Here is a 26395-nt window from a genome sequence, read left to right as displayed (position 1 = left end):
GCACGTTAACCGTGCGGGAGAAGGTGGATAGTTGAAGGCTCGGATCGGATACGTCGCGTGGGTCGCAGGTGTGGTGCAGTTCTTCGTGGCCCACGTGATCGTCGAGTCGGCCTGGACCAGGCCATACAGTTGGGTTCGGAACAACATCAGTGACCTAGGTAATGCTCACTGCGCCATGCAGTCGGAACCTCAGTCACGCTACGTCTGCTCGCCCGAACACGGCCTGATGAACGCCTCGTTCGTCGCTTTGGGGACGCTTTTCGTCGTCGGTGTCGTCTTCGCTGGGGCTGTGTTCCGCAGAGGCGCGACCGCGATCATAGCCCGGTGCCTGCTGACCTGCGCCGGCGTGGGATTCGTGTTGGCCGGGCTGGCACCTGCGGACGTGCACGAGAACCAGCATGTCCTAGGTGCGCTGCTCATCATGGCCATAGGGAACATCGGTCTTGTTCTGGCGGGAGTTGGCCTGGCGGATGAAGTGTCGGGTCCGCTGCACTGGGCAACCAGCCTGCTGGGAGTGACGGCGATGACGGCCTTCGGGCTCTTTCTCTCCCACCGCTATCTCGGACTCGGGATGGGTGGCATGGAGCGGGTAGCGGTGTTTCCCCTCCTGGCGTGGGCGCTGTCAGCCGGTGTCGGCGGCCTGTTCCACCAGGCGATTCCCATGCAGGATGCGCGGCCGAGAAGGCATACGGCGCAGGCCACCCGCAGCTGATGAGGCTTTCTACGGTCGGCTTGTCCGGAGTTCCGTGAAGGTCATGGCTGGGTGAGGATCCGGTTCCGTAGAAGTCCGAACGAGGCCCGGCCATACATTGCTCTTTTGAGTGTTTTCACCCGGTTCACGTGGCCTTCGACGACGCCGGAACTCCAGGGGAGGGTAAGCCCGGCGGTGACGGCGTCGAGGTCCTGGCGGAGGAAGCCAGCGAAGCCGTTCATGGGCTTCGGCGTGTCCTGCTCGGCCTGGCGGATCCACTCCAGCAGCAGGTATCCGCGCTGGTGACGGACGAGATCGGCGAACGCGCGGGCGAGGACGGCGACGGCTTGGGCCAGGTCGCTGTCCTGGGGCAGGGGTCGGTGGGCGTGATGACGCGGCCGGCTACCGGATCCTGCTGGACTTGCTCGCCGAATACGGCGACACCGAGTCGGTCGTGCGGCTCTGGCCCGCTTCCGTCACGCGACCTCCGTAGTGGCTCCCGCGACGCGCCGACGGTTTCCGGGCCTGGTCACTCTCGCCCCGCTCCGGCGAACCGGCCCACTCCGCAGCTGACCTCATGCATGAGTGGGCCGACGGGGCGTACACAACTCTTCTTTTTCCCCGAAGTCCGTACAGCCCGGAGCCGAGGATCCAGCACGTCTGCACGCCGAGGACTGCGACCCAGCCGAGATGCGGGCAGGGATGCCGGTCCCGCTCTACGGTGCGACGTTCCCGCAGGGCCGTCCGGGAGACCACGGGCGAGGGTACCGAGCTGTCGGTGCCCGGTCCGGCCGAGTGCGGCAGCGGGCTCTGGGTAGCGGCGGCTGAGCCCAGACAGGCGCCGACATTGACATGACTCGCAAGAATCCGAACAAAAGAGGCGAATAGGTCGAACCGTCCGGCATGCGTCGTCCGTGGAACTGATTGGGCGCGCCCATGCAGGATCAGGATCCGGCTTACCGACCGCCTCCGAAATTGTTTGCGGTCGCCCCGTTCCAGTCTCCGCACATCCACAGAAGAGTCAGAAGACCATGTTTGTGACCGATTCCGCCAGCCCGACTTCGCTGCTCGGCCGACCCTGCCGCCGCCAGGCGCTGCTCACTCTGCCGGCGCAGGAGGCGCATGTCTCCGCCGCTCTCACTTCGCGGCCGATGTGCTGGAGACCTGGGGTGTGCCCGCGAGCGAGCGGGACTCCGCCGTTCTCATCGTCGACGAACTCGCCGCCAACGCTGTCCAGTACGGCCATGAGCGCATGGCCCTGCTGCTCGCCCTCGACCATGACGCTCTGCACATCGTGGTCACTGACTCCGGCGCGGCCGCGGAGCGCCATCGCTCCGAGGTCGACCCCGACGAACACGGCCGTGGCACCGGCATCGTCCAGTACCTCGCCCAGTCGACCGAGATTCAGCAGACACGCAGCGGCCGCGAAGTCCGCGCCTGCCTGAGGTGCTCGCCATGACGAGACCGTACGCTCCGCACGAGCTGCGGCCCCCTGCCGGGGCCGGCACCGCAGCACAGCGACGGGGCACTGGGGGTGGCCGCGGCGCCGGGTCACCCGACGCCCCCGCCGAGTGGGCCTTCGCGGCCCACAAGCCGTGCCCCGTCGACAACTGCCCGGGCCCGGCCCAGGTGCCCATGCGGTCCACGGCACACCCATCGGCCCTCGATCACGGCGGCCTGCCCCCACCACGACACGGTGCTGTGTCAACGCTGCGGAACCGACCCCTGTGTACCGGCGGAGGTGTGAGCGTGGACGTCACCCCGAACAGCGGCAAAGACATCAGCGTCCCGCCCCCGCACGAGGCATACACGAATGCGCCGGATCTGCGGCGCGAGATGCATCAAGTGCTCGGCCTCGGAGCCGAACGCGACGGCCGCCAGGCCCGGCCCCTCACCAGCCCCCCGATCGATGCGACGGCCGCCGAACGCGCCTGGCTGCTACGTCGGACCGCCCTCATGGACCGGATGGCCCTGGACGACCCCGGCCCCGGCCCGCTCGCAGCTGCCGCAGTAACCGCCGAACAACTCGTCCTCCACGACCGTCGCCATCCCCACCTGGCGGCCGGCCCGCACCACCCCGACACCATCACGCCCGCGTGGCCGGCCCAGATGAGCCACGTGCATGACCGCCAGTTGCCACAGCCCGCCACCAGAGACAAGGAGCCACAGAACATGCGTGGAAAGCAGAAGACACTCGCCATACTTGCCGGAACCGCGCTGGCAGCCGGACTCACCAGCCCGGCCTTCGGGTCCACCACCGCTCACTCGCCGGCCCCGCGCACCGCCGCGACGGGGTCGGGGAAGTCGGTCGTCGAGTGGAACCGCGAGCTCATCACCATCCTCGGCGATCCGAAGGCGCAGCCGTCCACCGTCCAACCCACGCGCAGCTTCGCGCTCCTCCAGGCCGCCGAATACGACGCCGTGGTATCGATCACCCGGGTCGGCCCCGCCTACGTGTTCTCGGTGTCGGCACCAGGAGGCGCTCGTGCGGATGCCGCAGCGGACCAGGCAGCCCACGATGTGCTGGTCGCCCTGTACCCGGCCAAGCGCGCAGGCGTGGACCAGCGCCTGAGCAGCCAATTGTCCGCGATTCCGGGCGGCCCGGGCAAGCAGGCGGGCATAAGTGTGGGAGCCGAGGTCGCCCGCCGACTGATCAGCCTGCGGTCCGACGACGGGTCCTCAGCCAAGCCGCCGCGGTTCGACCCCGGCAACAAGGCCGGTGACTACCGGCCCACCCCTCCAGGCTTCCCGACACCCGTGTTCACCAACTGGGGTTCGGTCAAGCCGTTCGTGCTGACCGACGGACACCAGTTCCGCCCGGCACCGCCGCCGGCCGTGAGCGGCGCCGCGTACGCCACCGCCTTGAACGAGGTCAAGAGCCTGGGGAGCAAGACCAGTACCACCCGCACCCCCGACCAGACGGCAGCCGCGAAGTTCTGGGCGGCGGCACCCGTCTGGAACGTCTGGAACCAGGTCGCCCAGGGCCTTGTCACCTCCCAGAACGCGAGCCTGGAGGAGGCGGTGAAGGTCTTCGCCCGGCTCGACCTGTCCCTCGCCGACACCGCGATCGCGATGTACGACGCCAAGTACGCCTACCACGTATGGCGGCCCGTGACCGCCATCCGGCTCGGCGGTACGCACTACAACTCGGGCATCGTCGGTGATCCCCACTGGACCCCCCTGCTGCCGACCGCACCGGATCCGTCCTATCCCGGCGCTCACGGCGCTCTCGGCCAGGCTGCGGCAACGACGCTCGCCGGGTTCTACGGTGCGCGGCATCGTCTCGCGGTGACGTCGAAGGGCGTCACCCGAACCTTCACCGGCTTCCAGGACGCCGCCACCGAAGCGTGGCTCAGCCGGATCTGGTCCGGCCAGCACACCTCCCTCGACAACCGCGCGGGCCAGCAACTCGGCACCCAAGTGGCCGATTTCGTGGCGCGTCATCTCTGACCGCCCCCACCGCGCGACAACCATGCGCAGCATGGCAGTGGCCAGGAGCCAGTGGTCCCGGCGCATCGGGTACCACTGGCTCGGACCACGCTCAGAGAGCGGCCCACCCGAGTACCCGGGGCCAACTGGGAGAAGAGGTCCGCTGGGGTCGTTTCCCGCGGCTGCCTGGATGCGCCGTCCAACACCATGGAGCGCTCATGAAAGGAATGGCCGCGGCGGCAGTGCCGGCGGTTTTCGCCGTGCCGCTTGCTGCTGCAAGCGGCTGTCCCAGCCGGACGATCACGTCCGCCTGTCCCAGGCCCACATCTGGAACGCTGTCAGTCGGCATCCCCGTATACATCGGCTCGGCCGCACCCGGCACCGCGGCCGCCGCCACTGGCACGGCTACGGTGCACTTCAGCAAGCGCGGCCCCATCCTGGATGACGCCAAGAGGCGGACGCTCTATCCCGAGGCCGCCCGGCCGACTGCGCCGACCGGCGGCGGAGCATACGCGTTTGCCTGGCCGCCGCCGCTCACCTCCGGCACGCTCAAGGCGGCCCCGCTTGCCAGGAGCAACCCGAATCGGTCATGTATCGCCATGTCTCCCGCGCCTGCCGCCGTCGAAGGAGCCAGACGGCAACGGCCCGCCGCACCTGCAGCGCATGATCGATGCCGGGCTGGACGTCGCGCCTGCCAACATGGACGCCGCGTACGCAGCCCGCACTCTGATCTGGGCGCGACAGACCTACGAGGGCCGCATGGACTACTCGGCGGTCACCACCAGCACAATCCAGGAGCTACTCGGCCGAGAGCCCATCCACCCCGGTTCGTGGGCCACGGCGCACCGGCAGGAACTGCTTGACCAGCTCTCCTGACAGTTGCCGCAGCGCGGGCCCGCTGAACCTGCGAGCGCTCGCGGTTGATCTTCAGGCGGCAACGATTGCCACGTGGGGCGTGCGCACCCCGAGCCGTTCGTCAAACCCGGGACGCAGGCCGCACCCATGTCGAGCGTTCTCCGCCGCTGCCATCGCTAGGCGCCCTGCGAAGCTGGCTACGCCAACCGGCGTGGATCAATCAACCACCCCGGGACGCGGTGCGCCTCACCTTGCTGATGGTGTGCGCTGGAAGCCTGAAGAACTGTTCCACTCATGCCCGGTCAACCGGGCGCGGAGTAGACCCTCGCGGCTGAACAGGTCAGTTGGTGGTGTGACCGCCGTCGACGTTGAGGACATGGCCGGTGATGTATGAAGCTTCGTCCGATGCGATGAAGACGATTGCATCGGCAAGCTCCTCCGGGAGGCCGAGGCGACCCAGAGGAACTTCCGACGCCAAGGCCGCCTTGTTCTCCGGCGTGCCCGTGAAGCGGGTGAGCATGCCGGTGTCCGTGGGGCCAGGGGCTACCGCGTTCACGCGGATTCCCGACGTGGCGACCTCCAGCGCTACCGACTTGGTGATGCCTTCGACGGCGTGCTTGCTGCCGACGTAGACGGAGGCCCCGGGCGGGAAGGGCCGCAGTTCGTGTCCGTTGACAGTGAAGTTAGTCCAGCGGAAGGCGCTGACCTGTGCGGACTAACTTCACTGTCAACGTGACCCCATGGCCCTGCCTGTGTTCCGAGTTCCTGGTCTGCGTCGACTGGAATGGATGACAAGGACGGCCGCAGGCTGGGTTCGGTTGTAGCGACTCACAGATCGTGGCCCACCCGGCAGCTTGTGACCGGCGGCGTCGCGAGGTTCGTGCGGGGCATCTCGTCGTCCGGTCTCACGATCGCCTCGTGATCCTCGGAGCAGTTGGTGAAGGCTGCGGTGCACGGTTGTCCTTACGGCTGCCTTGGGGAGCGGCACGCGCCCCGCAGCATGGCTGGGGCTCCGGCTCGATCGGGGGGGTGTGGAGAGGCGGTGCGGTGGTTCCTCCGCAGCGGGGAGAGAGGGGGGTATGGGTCCATCGGGCTACATTCGCGGGGCTCACTCCAGTCTCCTGTGCGAGACCGGGCAGGGTTCGGCGGCGGTGGACGTACCCCAACTGGCTCCGAAACTCCCGCAGTTACATTGGCTGTCGACGGGGTGAGAGTATCGGACGGAGTCGTGTAACCAATCCCCGGTTTCCATCGTGAGACCTACAACTGTGGGATACGGTCGGCGCTATTGATCATCAATGATCAGAGAGGCGAGGGCTGTACGAGATGTCAGACGCCGAAGCCGCGCGAACCTCGGAGGTAGAGATCCGAGTCGTCGTACGCGACGTGATCACAGCCCTCGCGCCGGAGGAGTCGCCTCTACTCGACGGCTTGGCCGTGCTCGATGATGCGACGGTCATGCGGCAGCTTACGCGCAGGACTCGAGGCGAGCCCTTGGGCTTCGGTCTGGGCGAGACTGCGGCGCTCGCAACCCCTGTCATATGGATTGCGATGGACCAGGCTGCCCGCCGATTCGGCGAGACTGTCACGGACGGTGCAACTCGAGTTATCGCGAAGCTGCTTCGCCGGAACCTGGACCGGCGGACAGCGGCGACGGTCATGCCGCCGCTGAGTCGGGAACAGCTTGGTGAGGTACGTCGGCTCGTCTTAGAGACCGCGGCGCGTCACCGGCTGAGCGAAGCGCGTGCGTCGGCGATCGCTGATGCGGTGGTGGCCAGGCTAGCTTTGCATGAGTCGGAGCAGGCTGGCAGGCAACCCGCTGCCCCACCCGGCCAGGGGCCCGCGTCGTCCCCGGAGACGCAGGAGCGCTAGATGGGCGCCGCAATGGCAGTGCCCGCGCCGCGGACCACCGAGAAGCCCCTTGTTGCCGGCACCACGCTGCGCTTCGCGGTGTTGATCGTCCTGTTGCTAGTCAGCAGCGGTTCGATGATGTGGATCGTGACAGCGTACGGTCTTACCCGGGTCCCGGACGCGTACGGTTGCCTACTGGCTGCGGGTGGAGACCCGGCCCAGGGAGACGCCGCCAACGCCGCTGTTGCTGCAGCCCATAATGCGGCCTATGACTCCTGCCAGGCTTCCCACAACCCCGTTCCCGCGTGGTGGGTAATTCTCGTCTGGCCGCTTCTCCTCTTGCTCTTCTCCAGTCTCGTGTTCCGGCTTCTTCCGCGGTGGAAGGCACGGCGGGCCCGCCTCGTCCCGCTCAGTATCGTCGATCGCGATGGCGAGATCGGAGGCGAACTCTCGGCGCTGGCGGCTCGCGTTGGCCTGTCGGCCACGCCGCGGGTCCTGGTTGCCCCGGCCAAGGCTTCCACGAGCGCCTTGGTCTTCGGTAGCAATAGGCGCCCTTGGGTATGCCTGCACGGGGGCTTGCTTGTACAGCGGGCCGAGGACCCCGAACGCTTCCAAGCGGTGGTACTGCACGAATTCGCCCATATTCGGGGCGGCGATGTCACCCTGACCTACGTCACCGTCGCTCTGTGGCGCGTCTTCCTGGCCGTCGTGCTCCTGCCGTTCGTGGCCTGGTACGCAGCAAACACTGCGGCCTCAGCCAGATCCCCGTACTGGCATGCCGAGGAACCCTTGATCGTCCGGCAGTTCGTCTTCGCGTTGGCCATGGTGGCGCTGGTCTATCTCGCACGCTCGGATGTGCTGCGCAGTAGGGAGATCTACGCCGACCTAGCCGCGGGCCGGTACGGCGCGAGCCGCCGATACTGGGAGCTCGCCGACCCCCAGGCGGCGCCCGGCAGGCTCGCTCGCGGCTGGAACTCCTTCACAGAGATATGGCGCGCCCATCCCCGCTGGGAGAAGCGCCGGGAGGCGTTTGACGATCCCAAAGCGCTGTTCACTGAAGGGACGCTGCCGACATTCCTTGCCGGCGCCGCCGCGCTGCTGATCACTTCGCAACTGGACTCCTATCTCGGGCCGAGCGTTGCCAACAGCCCCGGGGCGGACGACGCTATCGCTCTGGCGGGTGCCGTCGTCGTCGCGGGTATCGCCGGCCTCGTCCGCTGGCGCGCTGTGCTCTACGCGCTGCAGACCGACCGCCGTGTGACTTCGGGCACCCGCACGGGACTGGCGCTGGGCGCCGGTATGACGTTCGGTGCGCTGATCTCAAGCCAGGTGGTCAACCTTCAGTGGCTGCCGACCCAGCCCGAATACCTCCTCTTGGTCGTCCTTGCCGGGATGGCCTTCGCCTGGTGGACGACGCAATGTGCGCACCTGTGGCTCAGTGCCCGCCGTGGCCGCACGGTCCGCTGGACCATGGCCCCGGTCGTCGTGTCATCGGTTGTTGTGCTTTGGGGGTGGTTCGCCTGGTGGCAGACCAGCGGAGTCTCACTGGCGGTAAACGGCATGGGAGCCGATCGTTGGCGGCTCGTGTTGGAGCAGGAGTTCCCCGGGCCATCGACGGCTCACCAAGGCATCCTGTTCGTGATCGCCGTCGTCTGGCTCAATCTGATCTGGCTCAATGATCCGATCGCGATGGCAGCCCTGGTAGCCCTGTGCGCTGCACCGCTCTCGGCGTGGTTTGTGGCGCTGACCGCCGAAGCGTATCGAACGGTGCGCGAACAGTTCACCGGCAACCTCGTATGTGAGGCGCCCCGGCCGCCGTTGCGACGGCTGCTGATCGCGGCGGCGCTGGGCGGTGTTGTCGGTTGGATCGGCGCAGTGGACGCCATGGCGTTCATGCACACATGGCAGGCATCCAACGGAGCCCAAAGCCGCCTGTTCTCCCTGATCTACCTGGCCTGGGTCTTCGTCGGCCTGGCCGCCGGGATGATCGTGGCCTCCACGGTGTCCGTGGCACTCGGAGACCACCGGTTCAGCCTGGTCACGGCAGTCATCGTGGCTGAAGCCGCGGCATTGCTCGGCTTCGCAGGCTGGTACGTCCTGGCAGCGGCCGACGGCTGCCTTGGTCCATTGAACACGATGGCGACGCAGTGCGAGTGGAGACCAGGCGCCGCGTCGGGCCTGGCCCGTCAACTGGTGGGTCCCATCCAACTGACGGCTCCCGGCATGGCGCTCGCAAGCGTCACGATAGCCATCGCCTTTCACAGAGCTACGAGTCTCGGCCGCGGCCCGGTCACGTATTCCAGCATGCGCGTCACCCCTGACATGACCCTCGTGCGTCGGATCTGGGCAGGCGTGGTGGTCTTGGCGGTACTGGGCGCCGTAGCCGCGAATGGATTGATCCTGGCTCAGGATGGAACGTCCGGCAGCAAGATGACCGCTGCGGAGCTCAGCCAGGTCCTCCAGCCGGGAAGCCCTTCACCTCGATTGAGAACGCGACAGATCGGCTACTGGTACAACTACGGGGGCCTCGACATCATGACCCGGTGGAACAAAGACTTTCGTCGGCTCTCCTCAGCGTTAACCAAGGCCGCCGATACCGGCACCGGGCAGATCAGCGACACCGTCTTCCCACCTCTGTGTACCGCGCTCCTTCATGACGCCCAGTCTGCCAAACGCTACTTCCCCGTTCCAGAACCCGGGATCGAATCCCAGTGGGCGACGTTCATCGCCAAGGCTCAAGAAGCGGGGAGAGGTTGCCTCAACTCATTCTCCAAGGAGGACGGAGACCTCTTCCTTGCGTCAATGAAGCAGTTCGATAAGGCCGCAGGTACTCTCGGATCGGTTGAGCACAGAATCAATGCGGTTATCCATCCTGGCAAGCATTGAAACGCCTCTGTCTGCGCTGACCTGGGCCGACTAGGTTGGATGTCAATGAGCTATTTCAGCGTTGCCGCTCCAGGGTGAGGACGGCAGCGGCGATTGACGACATTCGATTCGGGCTACAGCGCGCGTGGTGGAAGATCCGCCAGGACTTCAGGCGGGCCACGCCTCGTTCGACCGGTGCCCGTACTGCCGGGAGCGCGCGGTTGACGGTGCGCTGGGTTGGTGACAGGTCGCGACCGGGTGGGCGTCTGACCGGTGTGGTGACCCACGGTCCGGCGCCGATGTAGGCGCGGTCGGCAAGGATCGGGACGCCTTGGCGTTCACAGAACCGGATGATCCGGTGGGCGCGGGCCGCGGTCAGGTCATGGGTCCGGCCCGGCAGGGCGGGCGAGATCCACAGCAGGCGTCCTGTCAGATCGGTGACCATCTGGACGTTCACGCCGTGGCGGCGGTGCTTGGCGGAGTAGTCCGCCCGGCCGTCGCCGAGGCGGTCGCATGCGGCAAGGGTGCCGTCGCGCAGGACGAAGTCCGGGTCGGCTTCACGCAGGACTTTGAGCAGGCCAGGTGCCCGCACCGCGAGCAGGTCGACCACGGTGTGGGTGTAGGCGTGGGCGGTGTGGGCGATGCCCACCGAGATGCCGAAGCCGGCGGCGATCTGCGCGAGGGTGTCGTGCTTGCGCAGGTACACCAAAGGCGACCAGCGCGCGCTGGTGCGGTGGGAGCTTGCAGCGGCGGTCACCCTCACGGGTGACGATGAGCATGGTGACCCACTCAACCAGCGCGTGCGGCAGGTCGAGTGCGGCAGGATGAGAAACCAACGAGGCTCCTGTGCCGACGGGTTGAGACTTCGAACACCTCCTCCAACGGCACAGGAACGCAAAACGCTCGGCTGGGATATCCCAGCCGAGCGCCTGCATAGACTGGTCACTGCCTGACCAACCAACCATGTGTTGCGACGATCTCTCGAATTCGCCGACGGCCTTGCGGATGCGGGCGTTGACGCTCTCGATGCTGTTGGTCGTGCACACAATCCGGCGTATCTCCGCATCGAACTGCAGGAAAGGCGTGAACTCCGCCCAGCTGGTCTCCCAGAGACGGACGATCGCCGGATACTTCTTCCCCCAGACCTCGGCGAATTCCAGGAACCTGGTCGTGGCCGCGTCCTCGGTCGGCGCGGTGTAGACGGGCTTGAGCGCCTTCGCGATCTTGTCCCAGTCCTGCCGGGCTGCGTAACGGAACGACGCCCGCAGCAGGTGAACTACGCACGTTTGCACCACGGTTCGCGGCCAGACCTCGCCGACCGCGTCGGGCAGCCCCTTCAACCCGTCGCAGACCAGCATGAGGACGTCGTCGACGCCCCTGTTCTTGAGCTCGGAGAGCACCCGCAGCCAGTGTTTCGCGCCCTCGCCGCCGTCACCAGCCCACAGTCCGAGAATGTCGCGGTGTCCCTCGGCGGTGACCGCCAGGGCCACGTAGATCGGCCTGTTGGCTACTTGGCCATCGCGAATCTTGACGTTGGCAGCGTCAATGAAGACGACCGGATAGACGCGGTCGAGTGGCCGGTTCTGCCATTCCGCCATGCCGTCCATCACCTTGTCGGTGATCGTGCTGATCGTCGTCTTGGACACGTTCGCGCCGTAGACCTCGGCCAGGTGCGCGGAGATCTCGCCGTGCGTGAGGCCCTTCGCGGACAGCGAGAGAACCATCTCGTCCACGCCGGTCAGCCGGCGCTGTCGCTTCTTGACGATGGTCGGCTCGAAGGAACCCTCGCGGATGCGGGGCACGTCGATCTCGACCGGGCCGATGTCGGTCAGCACGGTCTTGGAACGGGTGCCGCTGCGGCTGTTGCCGCCGTCCTTGCCTGCCGGATCGTGCTTGTCATAGCCGAGATGATCGGTGATCTCGCCATCGAGGGCGGACTCCAGAACCGTCTTGGTCAGCCGCTGCAGGAGCCCGCCCTCGCCGGTCAGCTGCAGCCCCTTGCTGCGGGCCTGCTCGACGAGCTGGCCGATGAGCTTCTGCTCGACCGCCGCGGCCTCCAGGACGGTTCCGCCTGGTCATCGGCGGTCATGAACTCGGTCACGGTGTCAGTCACTTGATGTCGCTTCCATGATCATCAATTACACCGGTGAGCGTAGAGACCCCGGCCTGTCGCCGCACCCATCGGATCGGCTCACCCCTGGTCATGTCGCCACCCGCACCGGGCGGTCGGGCGAGCCAGGTGCCGGATAACAGTTTGCCAAGCGTTTCAACCTCAGCCTTTTTCCGGACGTATCTATGCGCGTAGCTTGAGCGCGTGCCAGACCCCGGCCGTCGACAGCGGATCCGGGTCGGTCGGTGCTCCCCCACGCGCCCTCATGTTTTCCCGGCTCCCAAGGAGACCCTTCCTGTGTCGAACTCCAGCGCTGAAACGTCCCGCCGTGCAAGACACCGCGCGACTTCTCTGCGCAAGCGGCTGATCCCGATGGCGATCACCGGTTCGGTGGTGCTGGCCGGAGTGGGCGTCCACTCCGCCTTCGCCACCCCGTCGGCCGACGCTGTCATATCCGAGGTCTACGGAGGCGGCGGCAACTCCGGGGCCACCCTCACCAACGACTTCATCGAGCTCGCCAACGCCGGCTCCGGCTCGCTGGACCTCTCCGGCTACACCGTCCAGTACCTGTCGGGCAACCCCGGCCCGACCAGCAAGTGGCAGGCCACCCGTCTCACCGGCTCCCTTGCCGGCAACGGCCGTTACCTGATCCAGGAGGCCGCGGGCACCGGCGGCACCACCGCCCTGCCGGCCCCGGACGCCACCGGCAACATCAACATGTCGGGCACCACCGGCACCGTCGCGCTGGTCCAGGGCACCGACCTGCTGACCTGCGTCGCCAAGGCCGACTGCGCCGCCGACCCCCGCATCAAGGATCTGGTCGGCTTCGGCACCGCCGTCGTCCACGAGGGCTCCGGCCCGGCCGCCGGCGCGAGCAACACCGCCTCGGTCGCCCGCAAGACCCTGGTCGACACCGACGACAACGCGGCCGACTTCGCCGCGGGTGACCCCACCCCGGAGAACTCCGGTGGCGAGGCCGGCGGCCCCGGCGGTGGCGACCCCTCCCCGTCGCCGACCCCGACGCCCCCCGCCGACGCGATCTCGGCGAAGATCCACGACATCCAGGGCACCACCCGGCGCTCCCCGCTCGCCACCAAGAACGTCACGGACGTCACCGGCATCGTCACCGGTGTCCGCACCACCAGCACGTCCTCGACGTCCAAGGGCTTCTGGATGCAGGACCCGAACCCGGACAACGACCCCCGCACCAGCGAGGGCATCTTCGTCTACACGAGCTCCACCCCCACGGTGAAGGTCGGCGACAGCGTCACCGTCTCCGGTGTGGTCTCCGAGTACTACCCGGGCGGCTACGACGGCGGCATCCAGTCGATCACCGAGATCATCAAGCCGACGGTCACCGTGCTGTCCAGCGGCAACCCGCTGCCGGCTCCGGTCGTCCTCGACAAGGACAGCATCCCTGCCGCGTGGTCCTCCAAGGGTGACAGCAACGGCAGCATCGAGTACCTCGACCTCGAGCCGACCAAGTACGCCCTGGACTTCTACGAGTCCCTCGAGGGCATGAACGTCCAGATCTCCGACGCCCGCGTCGTCGGCGCCACGGACGCCTACCACGAGATGTGGGTCACGGCCGACCCCACCCACAACAAGACCAAGCGCGGCGGCGTCTACTACCCGGGCTACGACGACCCGAACGTGGCGCGTCTCCAGGTCCAGGCCATCAACACCACGGACCCGTTCCCGATGGCCAACGTGGGCGATGAGCTCACCGGCGTCACCGAGGGCCCGCTGGACTACAGCCAGTTCGCCGGCACCTACATCGTCGAGGCGCGCAAGCTCGGCACCCACAAGGACAACGGCCTCAAGCCCGAGGTCGTCAGCCAGGCGAAGTCCAACGAGGTCACCATCGGCACGTACAACGTGCAGAACCTCGCGCCGAGCGACCCGCAGGCCAAGTTCGACCGGCTCGCCAAGGGCCTGGTCACCAACCTCCGCGCGCCCGCCATCGTCGGTCTCGAGGAGATCCAGGACAACTCGGGCGCCGTCGACGACGGCACCGTGGACCCCGACAAGACGATGGCCAAGCTCACTGACGCCATCGTCGCCGCGGGCGGCCCGCGCTATGAGTACCGTCAGATCAACCCGGTGAACAACAAGGACGGCGGCCAGCCGGGTGGCAACATCCGCACCGTCTTCATGTTCGACCCGAGCCGGGTCGGCTTCGTCGACCGGCCGGGTGGCGACTCCCTCACCGCCGTCGACGTCGCCGGCAAGGGCAAGGACGCCCACCTGACCGTCTCGCCCGGGCGGATCGACCCCACCAACGAGGCGTGGAACAGCAGCCGTAAGCCGCTGGTCGGCGAGTTCCTCTCGAAGAATGGCAAGAAGATCTTCGTGATCGCCAACCACTTCAACAGCAAGGGCGGCGACCAGAACATCGCCGGCCGCATCCAGGAGCCCGTCCGCAGTTCCGAGATCCAGCGGAACAAGCAGGCCACGCTGGAGAACGCCTTCGTCAAGAAGCTCGAGGCCGCCGACCCCAAGGCCCTCATCGTCTCGCTGGGCGACTTCAACGACTACCAGTTCTCCTCCGCGATGAAGACCCTGACCGGTGACGGCAAGCAGCTCACCGACATGATGAACACCCTGCCGGTGGACGAGCGCTACTCCTACGTCTTCCAGGGCAACTCGCAGGTGCTGGACCACATGATGGTCAACCCCAGCATGCTGACCAGCGTCACCTACGACGTGGTGCACATCAACTCCGAGTTCGCCGACCAGGCCAGCGACCACGACCCGCAGGTTCTGCGTGTGAAGCCGTAAGGCTGGTGCAGGCCCGCCCGCTCCCGCGCCCAGTGCAGCGGGGCGGGCGGGCTTGTCTGTATATGTCCTGACGTGCGAGCGCCTGCAGTGCCGGACAGGTCCCAGGCGTGACTCCCACTGCCCGCGGCCCCACGGCCGCCGAATGGTGCGGCAGGTGACCGAGACAGACGCAGCCCTGCGCACGCTCGCGCACAACGTCAGGCAGGCCCGCACCCGCGCAGGCCTGACCCTGGACGAGCTCGGCCGACGGGCCAAGGTCGGCAAAGGCGCACTGGTCGGTCTGGAGAAGGCCCGGGGCAACCCGAACTTCGCCACTCTGGTCAGACTGTCCGACACGCGCGGCGTTTCGGTCTCCGCGCTGCTGGACGGGCCTGCCGAGGGGCGGGTTCGCGTGGTGTCCGCCGATGCCGTGATGCCTCTGTGGGCCGGTGAGCAAGGCAGTGAGGCCAGACTGATGCTGACCACCTCGGGTCCCGCCCCGGTCGAGGTGTGGCGCTGGCGTCTGAAACCGGGCGAGGAGTACCCGAGCCATCCCCACCAGGTCGGCGTCGTCGAGACCGTCAGCGTCACCGAGGGGCACATGATCCTCCTCGTCGACGCTGAGCAACCGGTCGAGGCGGGGCAGACCGCCACCTTCGACGGCGACGTCCCCCACACCTACCGCGCGGCCGGCGACACCACCTGCCACCTGATCATGACCGTCCATCCGCCACCCGGGCCCTCTGCCTGAGAACCGAGCGTGATGGTTGGCGATCGGTGCCAACTACCGCACTCAGTCACATCATCTGGCGCTCCTGTGGGCTGCGGCAGGCCCGTACGCGCTCGATCAACGGCACCAGAGCGAACAGGGAGCTCGAACGCGAGCTGGCCCAGCTCCGGCCACTCGCAGATCACGTCCAAGAACTCCAGCAGGACCTGGCCGCGGCTTGCACAAGCCTGCGTCAGATGATCCGGGGCGGCAATCAGCGCGACTCCACCTGAAAGAAACCGCTTGCCTCTGTTCACGATGTTGAGGCTCTTTGGAAACGGCTCTGACCGGAAGTCCGCGAAAGGCCAGGTCAGCCCCGTGAACGCGTTTGCTGGCCGAACCCGGTCTCCGCAGGAGCGCAGCTGCGTTAGAACGCGACAGCCGACAGGTCGGTAACGACTTGGACGGCCTGGTACCCGTAGGTATCCGCCGCATCGACTCGCAGCATGAGACAGAATCGATTGAGGGACTCGATCTCCTTGGAGAGATGCTTGTAGTCGCGCTTGAGCAGGTGCACTGCCGCGCGGTTGGCGATCGCCGACTGCCCCATGATCATGAGGACCGGCTGTGCGGACTGAGGAGGGGTGAACTTCGCGACCAGGGCATGGTCCGTTCGTCCCTGCTTGTGGAGGAAGCGCTGACCACCGACGGTGAAGTCACCGCGTTGATTGACCTTCACCCCGGGCAGGTGCCTCGCCAAATACTCGACGTTGCGCCGGTTCGATCCAAGGCCACCGATGCTGAGTTCGGTGCGATCCCCATTCAGCTCAGGTGCTTCTGCGGCAACGAGGGAGAACGCACACCCTGACTCCTCGGCGAGCATCGCAAGTTCGATGATCGCGTAGACATCACCGTGCTCGGTGACGCTGGGCATCTGCCAGTGGCTGTTCAGGATGATGACGCACGGTGCACCGGGCCGTAGACCAAGGAGTGCCTGCTTTTGGTGCAGTATGCGAGTGGTGCTCACGCGCTTCCAGGCCCAGACGGACCCGCCGCTGACTACGCTCGTGATCAGCCCGATCACGACATTCAGCACTGCATCCGACACGAAGCCCCCCGCCCTCGTCGTGGTGACATGATCTGATAGTCGGTGCGCCAGCCTACTGATCAACGACCCATGTGGCGTGGTGCTTCAGTGGTTCTGAACTCGCTGACCGCCGCCTGTGCATCGTCCAACCTGAGCGCCTCCGCTGACATTCAGAGCCCTGAAAGTGGCTCTGAAAGATCACGGATGGGTGAGGGTGCGGATCCGGAGGAGCCGGAACGAGGTTCGACTGAACATGGCGCGCTTGAGCGCGGAACCTGTCGGGTGGACGCGTGGGCTGCCCTGAGGCGTGGCTCCTGCTGGACGAACACATCGTCCAGCTCTGGACCCCGCAGATCAAAGCCCTGGACAACCGGTACAAGGCCGCGACCATCGACGACGACGGCCAAGCACTCGACCAGTTCCACAGGCTGCCCGGCCCCGACCTGTGGTGGTGGCGGCGACATCCCCGCATCCTCACCGGAGACCTCGGGCGTTCGCTCCGCTCGGCCGGTGCCATCAGCGCCGCCCCGGACACAGCATGATCCTCAGCCTCGGGGGATTACGGGACAACTCTTAGGCCGAGCGCGGAGGATACCCACCCTGCGGAACAGGAGCGCCTTGGCGAGTAATTGTCAATACCTGTGGATCAGCGGTTTCTCAACTTCGAGTTGATCGGAGCCGGGTGAGTCCTTCGACCGCCGAGAGCTCGCGGTTAAGGGGCTCGGCGGAATCCGGTGATGTGACGAGGAGGAGTACAGACACCTCGAGATACTCACCCTCGTAGAGGTCGTCTTCGCCGTCGTCTCCAGGAATGGCGTTCGGCTGGACGTGGATGCGGGTGGTGTCGGCGAGCGTGGCGAGGAAGTAGACGCCGAGGTAGTCGCTATCGCGTTCGGTAAAGGTCACCGTGAGTCGGCCGGCGAGCAGGTCGGACAACTCCTGGGCCGTGTGGGTGTTCGTGCCGTAGGTGTCGAAGGCGGTCATCACATTCTCCTCAGGCCGCGAGGGTCTCGGTGCGTTCGACCAGATGGCCATTCTCGAAGTGGGTGCCCGCCGGGGCCGTGACTTCGATGGGACCTGCGGCGGTGGTCACGGTGAGGGGTCGGTGGTGACCGTTGCGGACCACCAGGCGGCGTCCGGCTTCGTATCCTGAGCATTGCTCCCGCACCGGCCCGGGCGCGGCTCTTCCACCCTGACGCGAGGTGCCGGCCACGACGACCGTTAAGCCGTCTGGCCGTCGTGGTCGATCTCGGCTGTGGATGTGGTTGAGAGTCCCAATCCTCAGTGGATCTTCTGCTGCTCAAGCCACTTAAGGACCTCGGTCCTTTTGTACAGAACCTTGGCATTTCGACCTTTACCGAGTTTGTAGCCCTTTAGTCCCAATTTTGCCGCTTCCCGGTAGACCCAGCTTGCCGACATGTTCAGCATCGCTGCGAGCTCATTGGTATCCATGAGGACGGCCTCCACTCGGTGGGCCCTTCGAGGAGGGTTGGGCGAAGGCTGGATGCCATCAGGAGGGGTATTCGCGGCGTCGAGCATCGGAGTCCTTCAGACGGGTATCGGTCAACATCTTCCGCAATGCGCTACTGCCACGTATCGCACACGGGCGACCCCTATGTTCCGGAGCATCCCCGGTTTCCATAACCGGGGATTCACTGCTATATACGGTCGGTCCGCCGGCAGGTTTGGTGTCCATGGCGGTCGGTTCACGGGCGCTGGGCGGACTGGCTCGCTGTGAGCCGGAATCGGGTACGTCTTCACAATTCGTCGGGGAGCCGGCCAAGTGAGATGCGCGGAAGTCGCCGTGAGATCGCAGATGGGCGTGGCGCGTGGCTACCAGAGTCCGGTAGGGGAGGTCAGATGTTGCCCAGGGCCTGGGTGAAGTCTGATCCGTTGGCCTCCCAGCGGTCGACATCGAGACGGATCAGCTGTGCCATTGGTGCAGTCAATGGTGCGACAGTTGAGCCAATGGGTAGGGCGGTGGTTACCTTTGTCCTATCCATGTACTTGTGGCGCCGCGTAGCGCCGGACGGCGACGAAGCCGGTTCCGGACCGCGGTGCCTTCGTCGTGCCTGCTTGTTGTCCGCCACCCGGGACGACCGTCGGCAGGACGCGTACCACCATGAGGGGGGCGGCGCACCGCCGTGAAAAGGATGTTCGTGGCTCCGGACCCGGGGCGCTTGAGGCTGCGGAACGCGATCCGTGCTGTCATCGGTGTCGCCGCCGCCGTCGCCGTTTCCGAACTCTGCGGGCTGTCGCTCACCGCATCGATCGCCGGAGGGCTCGCGGCACTTCTCACCCTCTTCACGGTCACCGATGCGACCGTCCGTGGCCAACGGCTCACCACCGCCCTGCTTCCTATCGCCGGATTCCCCGTGCTGGCGCTTGCCACCACGCTGCACGGCATCGCCCCGGCCCGTGACGCCGCGTTCCTGGCCGTCGTCTTCTGTGGGGTCTACGCCCGCCGCTGGGGCCCGCGGGGCCACGCGCTCGGGATCTTCGCGTTCATGAACTTCTTCATCCCGCAGTTCCTGCACGCGGTTCCCGTTCAGCTGCCCGAGCTGTACGCCGCCATAAGCCTTGCCCTCTTCTCGGCCGGTGCCATGCGCTTCGTGCTCTGGCCCATAGAGCGTTACACCCCACCCGCGGCAGCCCCGCCGGCCCTGCCCGGCAGCGGATTGGCGCGGCCCACCACCCGGCAAGCCTTCCAGGCCACTGCTGCCTCGACTCTCGCGCTTCTGGTCGGGCAGCTGCTCTCCGAAGAGCGCTGGTACTGGGCCGTCGGTACTGTCTGGTGGATCTTCGTCAACACGGCTTCTCGCGGCGAAACCCTGGTCCGCGGTTTCCGCCGGGTCTTCGGAACTGTGATCGGTATCGCCGTCGGCCTGCTGGTCGCCATCCCGCTGCATGGCGCGCCCGCGCCGACGGCCGCCCTCGTTGCCGTCTGTGTCTTCGGCATCTTCTACACCGCCGCCGTCTCGTATTCCTGGATGATGCTGGCAGTGACGGTTATGGCCAGCCTGCTCTACGGCCTGCTGGGCGTGCTGGACCTCAGCCTGCTCGGGCTCCGGCTTGAAGAGACCGGTGTGGGCGCGCTGTGTGCCGCGCTGGCCGTGGCCCTCGTCCTGCCGGTCACCACGCACGCCACGAACGATGCCTGGATCCAGCGGGCACTGCACCGCGTCCACGCGGCCACCGCCGAAGCGACCGCTCGCCTCGCTGGAGACCCGAAGGGCGACCCTGCCCCGCACGCCGCCGAACTGGAACTGCTGCTCGGCCGGGTACGAATGGCGCTCGCTCCGTTGATGCACCCTTTGACTCCCTTCCGTGCTCGGAAATCCCGTGCCCGCCAGGTCATTGAGCTGCTCGACGACTGCGCCCGCGAGATCCGGGGCCTGGTCGCCGTCGCCGCCGACCCCGAGGCCTCGAACGACGTCCGGCTGGCCGCCGCCTGCTGGCGTGTGGAGGCCGCGGTGGAGGCGCTCACCGAGGGCGGCTCCGAGCACGTCCACCGGCCCGCCGAGGCCCCGGCCGAGCCTGCCCTGGCCCACCTGCACGGCCTGGAGCGCGCCCTCGCCGACCTGGCCGAACCGCTGCGGGCCCCGACCGGATCGCCGCTGGTCGGCGCCTGAGGACCGCCGCCACCGGCGGCGGAACACCCGCGCGTCCTCCATATGGTCTAGACCGAAGGTGATCGACTGCTACCGTCGGCACTGGCTCGGACCGAGAGGGGACAGCGGTGGCAGAAGGCGGCAGGCGGCACAAGGCGTTCATCGGCTCGTTCACGGCGGCGGGCGGCCCCGGACTGGTGACCGCGGAGGTCCGTCCGGGCACCGGCGCGCTGGTCCTCACCGGCAGTCTCGGCACGGTGCCCGATCCGTCCTACCTGGCCCTGTCGGCGGACGGGACCATGCTCTACGCGGTCAGCGAGACGGCCGAGGGCGCCCTGGCCGCCTACCGGGTACGCGGCGACAAGCTGGAGCCCGCCGGGCCGCCCGTCCCGGTCGACGCCGGCGGCCCCACCCACCTCGGCCTGTACGCCGGACACGTCCTGACCGCCAACTACGTCTCCGGCAGCGTCACCGCCGTACCGGTGCGCCCGGACGGCACCCTCGCCGCAGCGCCTTCCGGAGTGCTCCAGCACACCGGTTCCGGGCCGCACGACCGGCGCCAGCGCGGTCCGCACGCCCACCAGGTGCAGGCCGACCCCAGCGGCCGCTGGGCCGTCAGTGTGGACCTCGGCACGGACTCGGTCCGCGTGTGCACCCTGGAGGGCGGCGCCCCCGTCCTGCACCGCGAGATCGCCCTGCGCCCCGGCTCCGGCCCCCGCCACCTGGCCTTCCACCCGGACGGCGAGCACGCCTACGTCGTCAACGAACTCACCCCGACCGTCACCGTCTGCCGCTGGGACGCCGCCGGCGGCTCCCTGAAGCCGCTGAGCGAGGTCATGGTCCTGCCCGGCGCCCCGGCCGGCGACGCGTACCCCTCCGGGATCGTCGTGTCCCCCGACGGCCGCTTCGTGTGGACCGCGACCCGCGGTGAGGACGTCCTGTCCGTGTTCCGCGTGGCGGGAGACGCCCTGCGCCTGATCGGCACAGTGCCGAGCGGCGGCCACTGGCCGCGCGCCCTTGCCGAGCACGGCGGCTACCTCTACGCGGCCAACGAACGCTCCGGCGACGTGACCTGGTTCGCGATCGACGAGCCGACCGGGCTGCCACGCTACGACGGCTCCGTGGAGGTCGCCGCGGCGTCCTGCGTGATCTTCGACTGACGCCCGGCACGGTTCACGGGGAAGACGGCCGAGCCCGGCCCGAACCCGACGACGAAGGGCCCGCTCCGGGAATCGGAGCGGGCCCTTCGACGTGCGTATGCCGGGTCGTGCCGGGTCAGCGGACCGGCGTGCCCTGCGCGGCTTGCGGGGCGATGCCCAGCGCGTTCGTGTACTTGGCGAGCGCGAGCTTGCCGATCGCTGGGTAGGCGCCGAGCGGCTCGGCCATGGCGCAGTCCGCCTCCTGGGCGGCGGCGGCCAGCAGCGCGGCGTCGATCTCCGGGCCGATCAGATACGGCGCGAGGGCCAGCTGCTGCGAGCCCGAGGAGCGCAGCTGCTCGGCGACGGACGCGATCGAGCCCTCCTGGTCCAGGGCCGCCGCCATCACCGGCACGGCCAGGCGCGCGGCGAGCAGCATGCCGGTGATCCCGGCCGCCTGCACGGCCTCGTCGCCGCCCACGGAGGCCAGGATGATGCCGTCCGCGGCGGTGGCCACGGTGAACAGACGGGCGCGGTCGGCGCGGGCCAGACCGGCCTCGGACAGACGTACGTGCAGGGCCTCGGCGAGCAGCGGGTGCGGGCCGAGGACATCGGTCAGCTCGGCGGCGACCCGGCTGTCCATCACGGACTGGCGGATCTGGCGCAGCAGGCTGCTGTCCGGGCCGGCCAGCAGCGGGACGACCACGGCCACCAGGCCGTCCGGCTCCTTGGCGTCGACACCGGCGGCGCGGGCCTGCTCGTAGCGGGCGGTGCGCTCCTCGGCGGTGTGCGCCAACACGGAGCGGAGGGTCGGGAACTCGGTGTCGTCCCCGTCCAGGTAGCCGATCCGGGCGTCCAGGCCGGGCAGCTCCGAGCGGGCGATGCTCACGACCTCCTCGGCGAGGCTGCGAGTGGCGGCGCTGGGCGTGCCGGGCACGGCGAGGACGAACGCGGGGGCGTCCTCGGGAGCCACCAGCGGTTCCGGCCGGCGGTGCCGTCCAGGCTGGCGGGGTCGCGGCATTCGTACTGGCAGGCCGGACGCGGGCCCAGTGGGGGAGCTCATGGCGCCGCATGTTACTGGCTTCGTGGGCTCCTCTGTTCGGGGAGGGTGCAGGTGAGCGGTATCCGTCCCCTTTTGTCTGATGAGTTGTGCATGGATGGCACATGTTCGGGTCACATGCCGGATATATGGGCTGCCGTCGGTGTCAACCCCCTTTTACGGTGACCGTGTACGGCATGGTCCGTTCACCCCGCAGAGTGAGCCGCCCGGCTGCGGCTCCGTCGCGATCCGGACGCGGCCGTGCAGCCGGTCGCCGCTCGCACGATGCCGGCCGCGACGGTGTCGTGCGCGGGCGGAGCAGACGGGGAAGCTCCCGCACGGGTCGGAACGGCTCCTTGGCGCAGGCCGGTTGTGCGGAGGAGCTGCCGTCCGGGACACCGCCGGCGACCCGCGAGGCGGAGCCCCCGCGGTCGGCCGACATGGGCGAGGGGTGCGCGGACTCCACGGCCGGCAGGTTGCCGGGCAACGGCCGCAGGTTACGGGCGTCACGACCCCGCAGGACGGACACCAGCGGCTTGCCACGCGCGGCCGGCGCGCGGATCGCCTGCTGTGTGACCTCTTCCCAGCCCTTTCCGCGATGGGCGGCGGGACTGCGCGGCGCCGTGGTCAGCGCCCTGTTGAGCAGCAGCACGCCCTGCTGGGTCCACGGCGTGAGGTCGCCGTTCGAGGGCTGGGGCAGCTGGTGCATCTGTGCGGATCCCCGGTTCGTGCCAGTAGGGTGACGCGCTGTGGCACCACGACCCTTGCATGAACTTGTTGAGGCAGGCTGGGCGAAAGCTCTTGAACCTGCGGCTGAACGTATCGCGGCGATGGGGGACTTCCTCCGGGAGGAGATAGCGGCGGGCCGGACCTACCTTCCGTCCGGGGCGAATGTCCTGCGGGCCTTCCAGCAGCCCTTCGATGACGTTCGCGTCCTGATCGTCGGCCAGGACCCCTATCCCACGCCGGGGATGGCGATCGGGTTGAGCTTCGCGGTGGCGCCCGAGGTGCGTTCGTTGCCGGGGAGCCTGGAGAACATCTTCCGGGAGATGCACACCGATTTGGGGCTGCCCCGGCCGTCCAACGGAGATCTGACGCCATGGACGCAGCAGGGGGTGCTGCTGCTCAACAGGGCACTCACGACGGCCCCCCGCAAGCCTGCCGCGCACCGGGGCAAGGGGTGGGAGGAGGTCACCGAGCAGGCGATCCGGGCCCTGACGGCACGTGGCAAGCCGCTGGTGTCCATCCTGTGGGGGCGGGACGCGCGTAATCTGCGGCCGTTGCTCGGGGATCTTCCGGCGATTGAGTCCGCGCACCCGTCGCCGATGTCGGCGGACCGCGGGTTCTTCGGTTCGCGTCCGTTCAGCCGGGCCAACGACCTGCTCGTCAAGCAGGATGCCCAGCCGGTGGACTGGCGCCTGCCGTAAGCCGTGGTGCGTGTGACGGCTCGCGGACGGGCGGCCCGACTCGGCGTGTGCTCCGACGTTTTCGGCACGAAGCATGATCGCGACTGATCCCGGACGGCGGCAGGCCCCGTCAGATCTGATGGAGCTTGCCGCCGTGCGGGCCGCGCCAAGGCGCGGACGTCGGCTGTCCCCATGAAGGGAGCACGGGGACAGCCGACGGCCTTCACAGAACCCCGACGCTACGAGGTGATGCCCTCACCCCTGAACAGCGCCGTGAAATTGATCGTCCCGCTTTGCAGCTGCGCGTGGTGCGGCGCGGCGCCGCCGCCGTCGGTGACGAAGAGCTGATTGCCGCGCACCGCGGTGTCGGTCGGCGAGTCCAGCCCGTCGGCGGCGGTCAGTACCACCTTCGACGTCCCGTCCGGGAACACCGCCGCGACCTCGTTCACCCCATTGAGGGCGACGAACGCCACGTCGGAGCGGTTGGACAGGAACTTGAAATCGTCGACCCCCGGCAGGTTTCCGGCGACGACCGCGACGGCCCCGGGTCCGCCGTCGGCCGTGACCGGTATCCGGAGCAGCGTCCCCCGGTCGGTGTTGGACGCCCACACCGCGCCATTGTGGTACGTCACGCCGTTGAGCCCGAAGTGTCCCGGAGACGGGTCGGCGGGGGCGAGCGCAGGGTCGACCAGCCAGGCCCGGACCGGCCCGCCCGACGTCGGAACGGTCCAGATGGTCCCGGCCAGGCTGTCGGCCGAGTAGAGGTTCCGACCCGCCGCGTCGATCGTCAGCCCGTTGAGGAACTGGCCGGCCGGCAGCGCGCCGAAGCGCTCGGGGGTGCCGCCCGGGGGCAGCCGCCAGATGCCCGAGCGTGCCGGGTCCCCGGACAGCACGCTGTGACCAGCACCGTGCGCTGCCCCGATGCGCTGATCGAGATCAGCTGCGGCGGCTGGCCGGTGAGGAAGCCGAGCAGCGAGACGGTCAGCGAGCCGTCCGGGTTGACGCTGACGTTCTCCGGCTGCCCGCCGGCCGCATAGTCGAACGTCGCCACCGTGTGCACGTTCGTGATGACGGCGCCGGTGCCGCCGTCATGGGCGGCCGCGCCGAACGCGCTCGGCGTACCGAGGGCGACGGCGACGACCGGCACGGCGAGCATCGCCGCCGCAGCTCGGACACCGAGGAATCTCCATGTCCTGGACACCTTCACAGACATAGCCCTTTCGTCAGTCCCATTCATCCGGCGGCCGGTCACTGCGCACCGAACGCATAGAACTTGTTGTTGTTGAGCGGCTGAGTAGGCGTGCCGAAGCACAGGGTGCCGCAGTATCCCGAGCCCCAGAACACCGATCCGTTGGAGATCGCCGCCCCGCCGTTCACCGAGCCGCCGCTGGCGAACTTCCACACCTGGCTCACCCGCGGTCCTGTACCCGCGTTCGGTACAGCCACAGGGCGACGCCTACTGCCAGCACCCCGAGCGCGACGGCCAGTTCGGTGAGTCCGCCGTAGCCGCTCACCGAGAAGCCGGTGGCGCCGACGACGAGGATCACGCTCAGCATCGCGGCCAGGACCCAGGCGATGGGGACGAAGACCGGGGGCAGCCGGATCGGTCGTGCGGCGTCCGGGCGGTCCCGGCGCAGCAGCGCGAAGGCCGACAGCGCCAGGACGTGGGTGAGGATGTATCCGAGGTTGCCCGCCACGATGATCGCCAGGGGACTCTTCAGCACCGTCAGCGTGAGGATGTTGAGGACCAGCGCGACGACCAGCGCCCGTACCGGCACGCCCCGCTTGTTCAGCACGCCGAACTGACGGATCGTGGTTCCTTCGACGCCCATCGTGTAGAGCACCCGTGAGCCGTCCGCGAGGCCGGTGACCATGATGAGGAGGAGCGAGCCGATCAGGAACACCACCATCAGATCGGCCCCGCCGCCGATGAGGTCCCGGAAGGCCGCGACGTAGAACGTCGTCGGGTCGTGCGCGATCGGCCCTTCGCCCACGTATCCCGCCAGGGCGAGCGGCATGAGCACGAACACGCCGAGGCCGAACAGCGCGCCGGCCCGCAGTGCCCGTGAGGTGTCCCGGACGGTGTCCCGGTACTCCGGCGCGAAGGTGGCGCACACTTCCACGCAGAAGCACGTCCACGCCATGATGTACAGCCAGACCAGAGCCTCGTGCAGACCTGCCGCGCCGTGGAGGTTCCAGTGGAGCCGTGAGGCGTCCCACTTCCCGCTGAGGAAGGGGCCGGCCATGAACACCAACAGCGGCACGAGCAGCATGCCGCCCGTGAGGTAGACGACCCACATCGCTGCGTGGAGCCCGACCATCGCCGCGGCGAACAGGAGCACGATCACCCCGAGCCCGATGAGGATCGGGAAGCTGATCTCGACCGGCCCGAGAGACAGGTTCCATTGCTGCTCCGGGAACCACTGGGCCTGGACCAGTGAGCCGACGATCCCCGCGTAGACGGAGAGCGCCGTTGTCCAGGGGAACCAGTATCCGAAGGAGGCCAGGGGCCCGACGACGGGGGCGCGCCGCTTCCAGCCTTCGGTCGCGTAGTGGGCGATGCCCCCGGACGACTCGGGGAACATGGCGGCCAGTTCGGTGTAGATCCAGTTGGTGACTGCGGCGAGCACCATGGCGATCGACCACAGTGCCACGGCGCCCCAGGCGCCGAGGCCGCTGATGGAGCCGCCGAGCGAGGCGACCAGTGCTGCCGGCATCGTCAGGGACAGGGCGAAACCGTCGTACCAGCGCATCCTCTTCGGCAGCGCGGGTGTGATGTCTTCTCCTGGCGCACGTGGCTCGGTGGGCGGAGCATCGGACATGGGTGTCCCCTTCAGGGGTGCGGA

At 68.0% G+C, this 26395-nt stretch carries 21 protein-coding genes and 3 pseudogenes; 11 read left to right on the top strand and 13 right to left on the bottom strand.

The window, feature by feature from the left end; all coding sequences use genetic code 11:
• Window positions 1–31 precede the first annotated feature (31 nt).
• Window positions 32–712 (top strand): DUF998 domain-containing protein, encoded by a 681-nt coding sequence (locus ACWD5D_RS36965; protein ID WP_451377179.1) that lies wholly within the window; start codon window positions 32–34, stop codon window positions 710–712.
• Between the two features lie 41 nt (window positions 713–753).
• On the opposite strand, the gene ACWD5D_RS36960 is transcribed toward ACWD5D_RS36965, so the two are convergent.
• Complete coding sequence (locus tag ACWD5D_RS36960) at window positions 754–1047, bottom strand: transposase (RefSeq protein ID WP_451377201.1); 294 nt, start codon at window positions 1045–1047, stop codon at window positions 754–756.
• A 797-nt stretch (window positions 1048–1844) separates the two neighbouring features.
• Here ACWD5D_RS36960 and ACWD5D_RS36955 point away from each other — a divergent pair.
• The 3 genes from ACWD5D_RS36955 to ACWD5D_RS36945 all read left to right on the top strand — a co-directional run bounded on the left by ACWD5D_RS36955 (window position 1845) and on the right by ACWD5D_RS36945 (window position 4996).
• The gene (locus tag ACWD5D_RS36955; protein WP_451377178.1) at window positions 1845–2150 is read left to right on the top strand and encodes an ATP-binding protein; all 306 of its coding nucleotides are present in this window, start codon (window positions 1845–1847) and stop codon (window positions 2148–2150) included.
• A 290-nt stretch (window positions 2151–2440) separates the two neighbouring features.
• Window positions 2441–4141 (top strand): vanadium-dependent haloperoxidase, encoded by a 1701-nt coding sequence (locus tag ACWD5D_RS36950; protein WP_451377177.1) that lies wholly within the window; start codon window positions 2441–2443, stop codon window positions 4139–4141.
• Window positions 4142–4783: 642 nt separating this feature from the next.
• Complete coding sequence (locus ACWD5D_RS36945; protein ID WP_451377176.1) at window positions 4784–4996, top strand: hypothetical protein; 213 nt, start codon at window positions 4784–4786, stop codon at window positions 4994–4996.
• A gap of 319 nt (window positions 4997–5315) precedes the next feature.
• On the opposite strand, the gene ACWD5D_RS36940 is transcribed toward ACWD5D_RS36945, so the two are convergent.
• Window positions 5316–5636: an SDR family NAD(P)-dependent oxidoreductase gene (locus tag ACWD5D_RS36940; RefSeq protein ID WP_451377200.1), complete on the bottom strand. Its 321-nt coding sequence runs from the start codon at window positions 5634–5636 to the stop codon at window positions 5316–5318.
• A gap of 1211 nt (window positions 5637–6847) precedes the next feature.
• Between ACWD5D_RS36940 and ACWD5D_RS36935 the strand changes: the two genes are divergently transcribed.
• Window positions 6848–9712, top strand: coding sequence for a M48 family metalloprotease (locus ACWD5D_RS36935; RefSeq protein ID WP_451377175.1), 2865 nt, complete (start codon window positions 6848–6850; stop codon window positions 9710–9712).
• A 55-nt stretch (window positions 9713–9767) separates the two neighbouring features.
• Here ACWD5D_RS36935 and ACWD5D_RS36930 read toward each other — a convergent pair.
• Both ACWD5D_RS36930 and ACWD5D_RS36925 read right to left on the bottom strand, forming a co-directional pair.
• Window positions 9768–10527 (bottom strand): annotated as a pseudogene (locus tag ACWD5D_RS36930) (transposase family protein).
• A gap of 156 nt (window positions 10528–10683) precedes the next feature.
• A pseudogene (locus ACWD5D_RS36925) lies at window positions 10684–11751 on the bottom strand (IS256 family transposase); the annotation flags it as partial.
• Between the two features lie 422 nt (window positions 11752–12173).
• Between ACWD5D_RS36925 and ACWD5D_RS36920 the strand changes: the two are divergent.
• Both ACWD5D_RS36920 and ACWD5D_RS36915 read left to right on the top strand, forming a co-directional pair.
• Window positions 12174–14582, top strand: a complete 2409-nt coding sequence (locus tag ACWD5D_RS36920) for a lamin tail domain-containing protein (RefSeq protein ID WP_451377174.1) — start codon at window positions 12174–12176, stop codon at window positions 14580–14582.
• Window positions 14583–14736: 154 nt separating this feature from the next.
• Window positions 14737–15312: a helix-turn-helix domain-containing protein gene (locus ACWD5D_RS36915; protein ID WP_451377173.1), complete on the top strand. Its 576-nt coding sequence runs from the start codon at window positions 14737–14739 to the stop codon at window positions 15310–15312.
• 385 nt (window positions 15313–15697) lie between these two features.
• On the opposite strand, the gene ACWD5D_RS36910 is transcribed toward ACWD5D_RS36915, so the two are convergent.
• Window positions 15698–16378 carry a hypothetical protein gene (locus tag ACWD5D_RS36910; protein ID WP_451377172.1) on the bottom strand — a complete coding sequence of 227 codons (681 nt, stop codon included), beginning with the start codon at window positions 16376–16378 and terminating at the stop codon, window positions 15698–15700.
• A 269-nt stretch (window positions 16379–16647) separates the two neighbouring features.
• On the opposite strand from ACWD5D_RS36910, the gene ACWD5D_RS36905 reads away from it, so the two are divergent.
• Window positions 16648–16899 (top strand): hypothetical protein, encoded by a 252-nt coding sequence (locus ACWD5D_RS36905; protein ID WP_451377171.1) that lies wholly within the window; start codon window positions 16648–16650, stop codon window positions 16897–16899.
• 115 nt (window positions 16900–17014) lie between these two features.
• On the opposite strand, the gene ACWD5D_RS36900 is transcribed toward ACWD5D_RS36905, so the two are convergent.
• Complete coding sequence (locus ACWD5D_RS36900) at window positions 17015–17341, bottom strand: hypothetical protein (protein WP_451377170.1); 327 nt, start codon at window positions 17339–17341, stop codon at window positions 17015–17017.
• A gap of 297 nt (window positions 17342–17638) precedes the next feature.
• Window positions 17639–17809: a helix-turn-helix domain-containing protein gene (locus tag ACWD5D_RS36895; RefSeq protein ID WP_451377169.1), complete on the bottom strand. Its 171-nt coding sequence runs from the start codon at window positions 17807–17809 to the stop codon at window positions 17639–17641.
• A 701-nt stretch (window positions 17810–18510) separates the two neighbouring features.
• On the opposite strand from ACWD5D_RS36895, the gene ACWD5D_RS36890 reads away from it, so the two are divergent.
• Together ACWD5D_RS36890 and ACWD5D_RS36885 are read left to right on the top strand one after the other, a co-directional pair.
• Window positions 18511–19989: an FUSC family protein gene (locus tag ACWD5D_RS36890; RefSeq protein ID WP_451377168.1), complete on the top strand. Its 1479-nt coding sequence runs from the start codon at window positions 18511–18513 to the stop codon at window positions 19987–19989.
• A 107-nt stretch (window positions 19990–20096) separates the two neighbouring features.
• Complete coding sequence (locus ACWD5D_RS36885; RefSeq protein ID WP_451377167.1) at window positions 20097–21128, top strand: lactonase family protein; 1032 nt, start codon at window positions 20097–20099, stop codon at window positions 21126–21128.
• 115 nt (window positions 21129–21243) lie between these two features.
• Here ACWD5D_RS36885 and ACWD5D_RS36880 read toward each other — a convergent pair whose 3' ends face one another.
• Together ACWD5D_RS36880 and ACWD5D_RS36875 are read right to left on the bottom strand one after the other, a co-directional pair.
• A complete protein-coding gene (locus ACWD5D_RS36880) occupies window positions 21244–22167 on the bottom strand; it encodes a sirohydrochlorin chelatase (RefSeq protein WP_451377166.1) in 924 nt (307 codons plus the stop codon).
• A 385-nt stretch (window positions 22168–22552) separates the two neighbouring features.
• Window positions 22553–22843, bottom strand: a pseudogene (locus tag ACWD5D_RS36875) (uracil-DNA glycosylase); the annotation flags it as partial.
• A 49-nt stretch (window positions 22844–22892) separates the two neighbouring features.
• Here ACWD5D_RS36875 and ACWD5D_RS36870 point away from each other — a divergent pair.
• Window positions 22893–23570 carry a uracil-DNA glycosylase gene (locus ACWD5D_RS36870; protein ID WP_451377165.1) on the top strand — a complete coding sequence of 226 codons (678 nt, stop codon included), beginning with the start codon at window positions 22893–22895 and terminating at the stop codon, window positions 23568–23570.
• Between the two features lie 218 nt (window positions 23571–23788).
• On the opposite strand, the gene ACWD5D_RS36865 is transcribed toward ACWD5D_RS36870, so the two are convergent.
• Genes ACWD5D_RS36865 through ACWD5D_RS36850 form a run of 4 tightly spaced genes read right to left on the bottom strand, consistent with a single transcriptional unit; the run spans window position 23789 to window position 26371 of the window.
• Window positions 23789–24442: a hypothetical protein gene (locus ACWD5D_RS36865; protein ID WP_451377164.1), complete on the bottom strand. Its 654-nt coding sequence runs from the start codon at window positions 24440–24442 to the stop codon at window positions 23789–23791.
• Window positions 24337–24750, bottom strand: a complete 414-nt coding sequence (locus tag ACWD5D_RS36860; RefSeq protein ID WP_451377163.1) for a hypothetical protein — start codon at window positions 24748–24750, stop codon at window positions 24337–24339. The genes ACWD5D_RS36865 and ACWD5D_RS36860 overlap by 106 nt, the downstream gene beginning before the upstream one ends.
• 47 nt (window positions 24751–24797) lie before the next feature.
• Window positions 24798–24962, bottom strand: coding sequence for a hypothetical protein (locus ACWD5D_RS36855; RefSeq protein ID WP_451377162.1), 165 nt, complete (start codon window positions 24960–24962; stop codon window positions 24798–24800).
• Window positions 24959–26371, bottom strand: a complete 1413-nt coding sequence (locus tag ACWD5D_RS36850) for an APC family permease (protein ID WP_451377161.1) — start codon at window positions 26369–26371, stop codon at window positions 24959–24961. The genes ACWD5D_RS36855 and ACWD5D_RS36850 overlap by 4 nt, the downstream gene beginning before the upstream one ends.
• Window positions 26372–26395 lie beyond the last annotated feature (24 nt).

Source organism: Streptomyces sp. NPDC002520 (assembly GCF_053595235.1).
The sequence above is the reverse complement of the archived record's forward strand: the minus strand, read 5'-3'. Positions and strand labels throughout refer to the sequence as shown.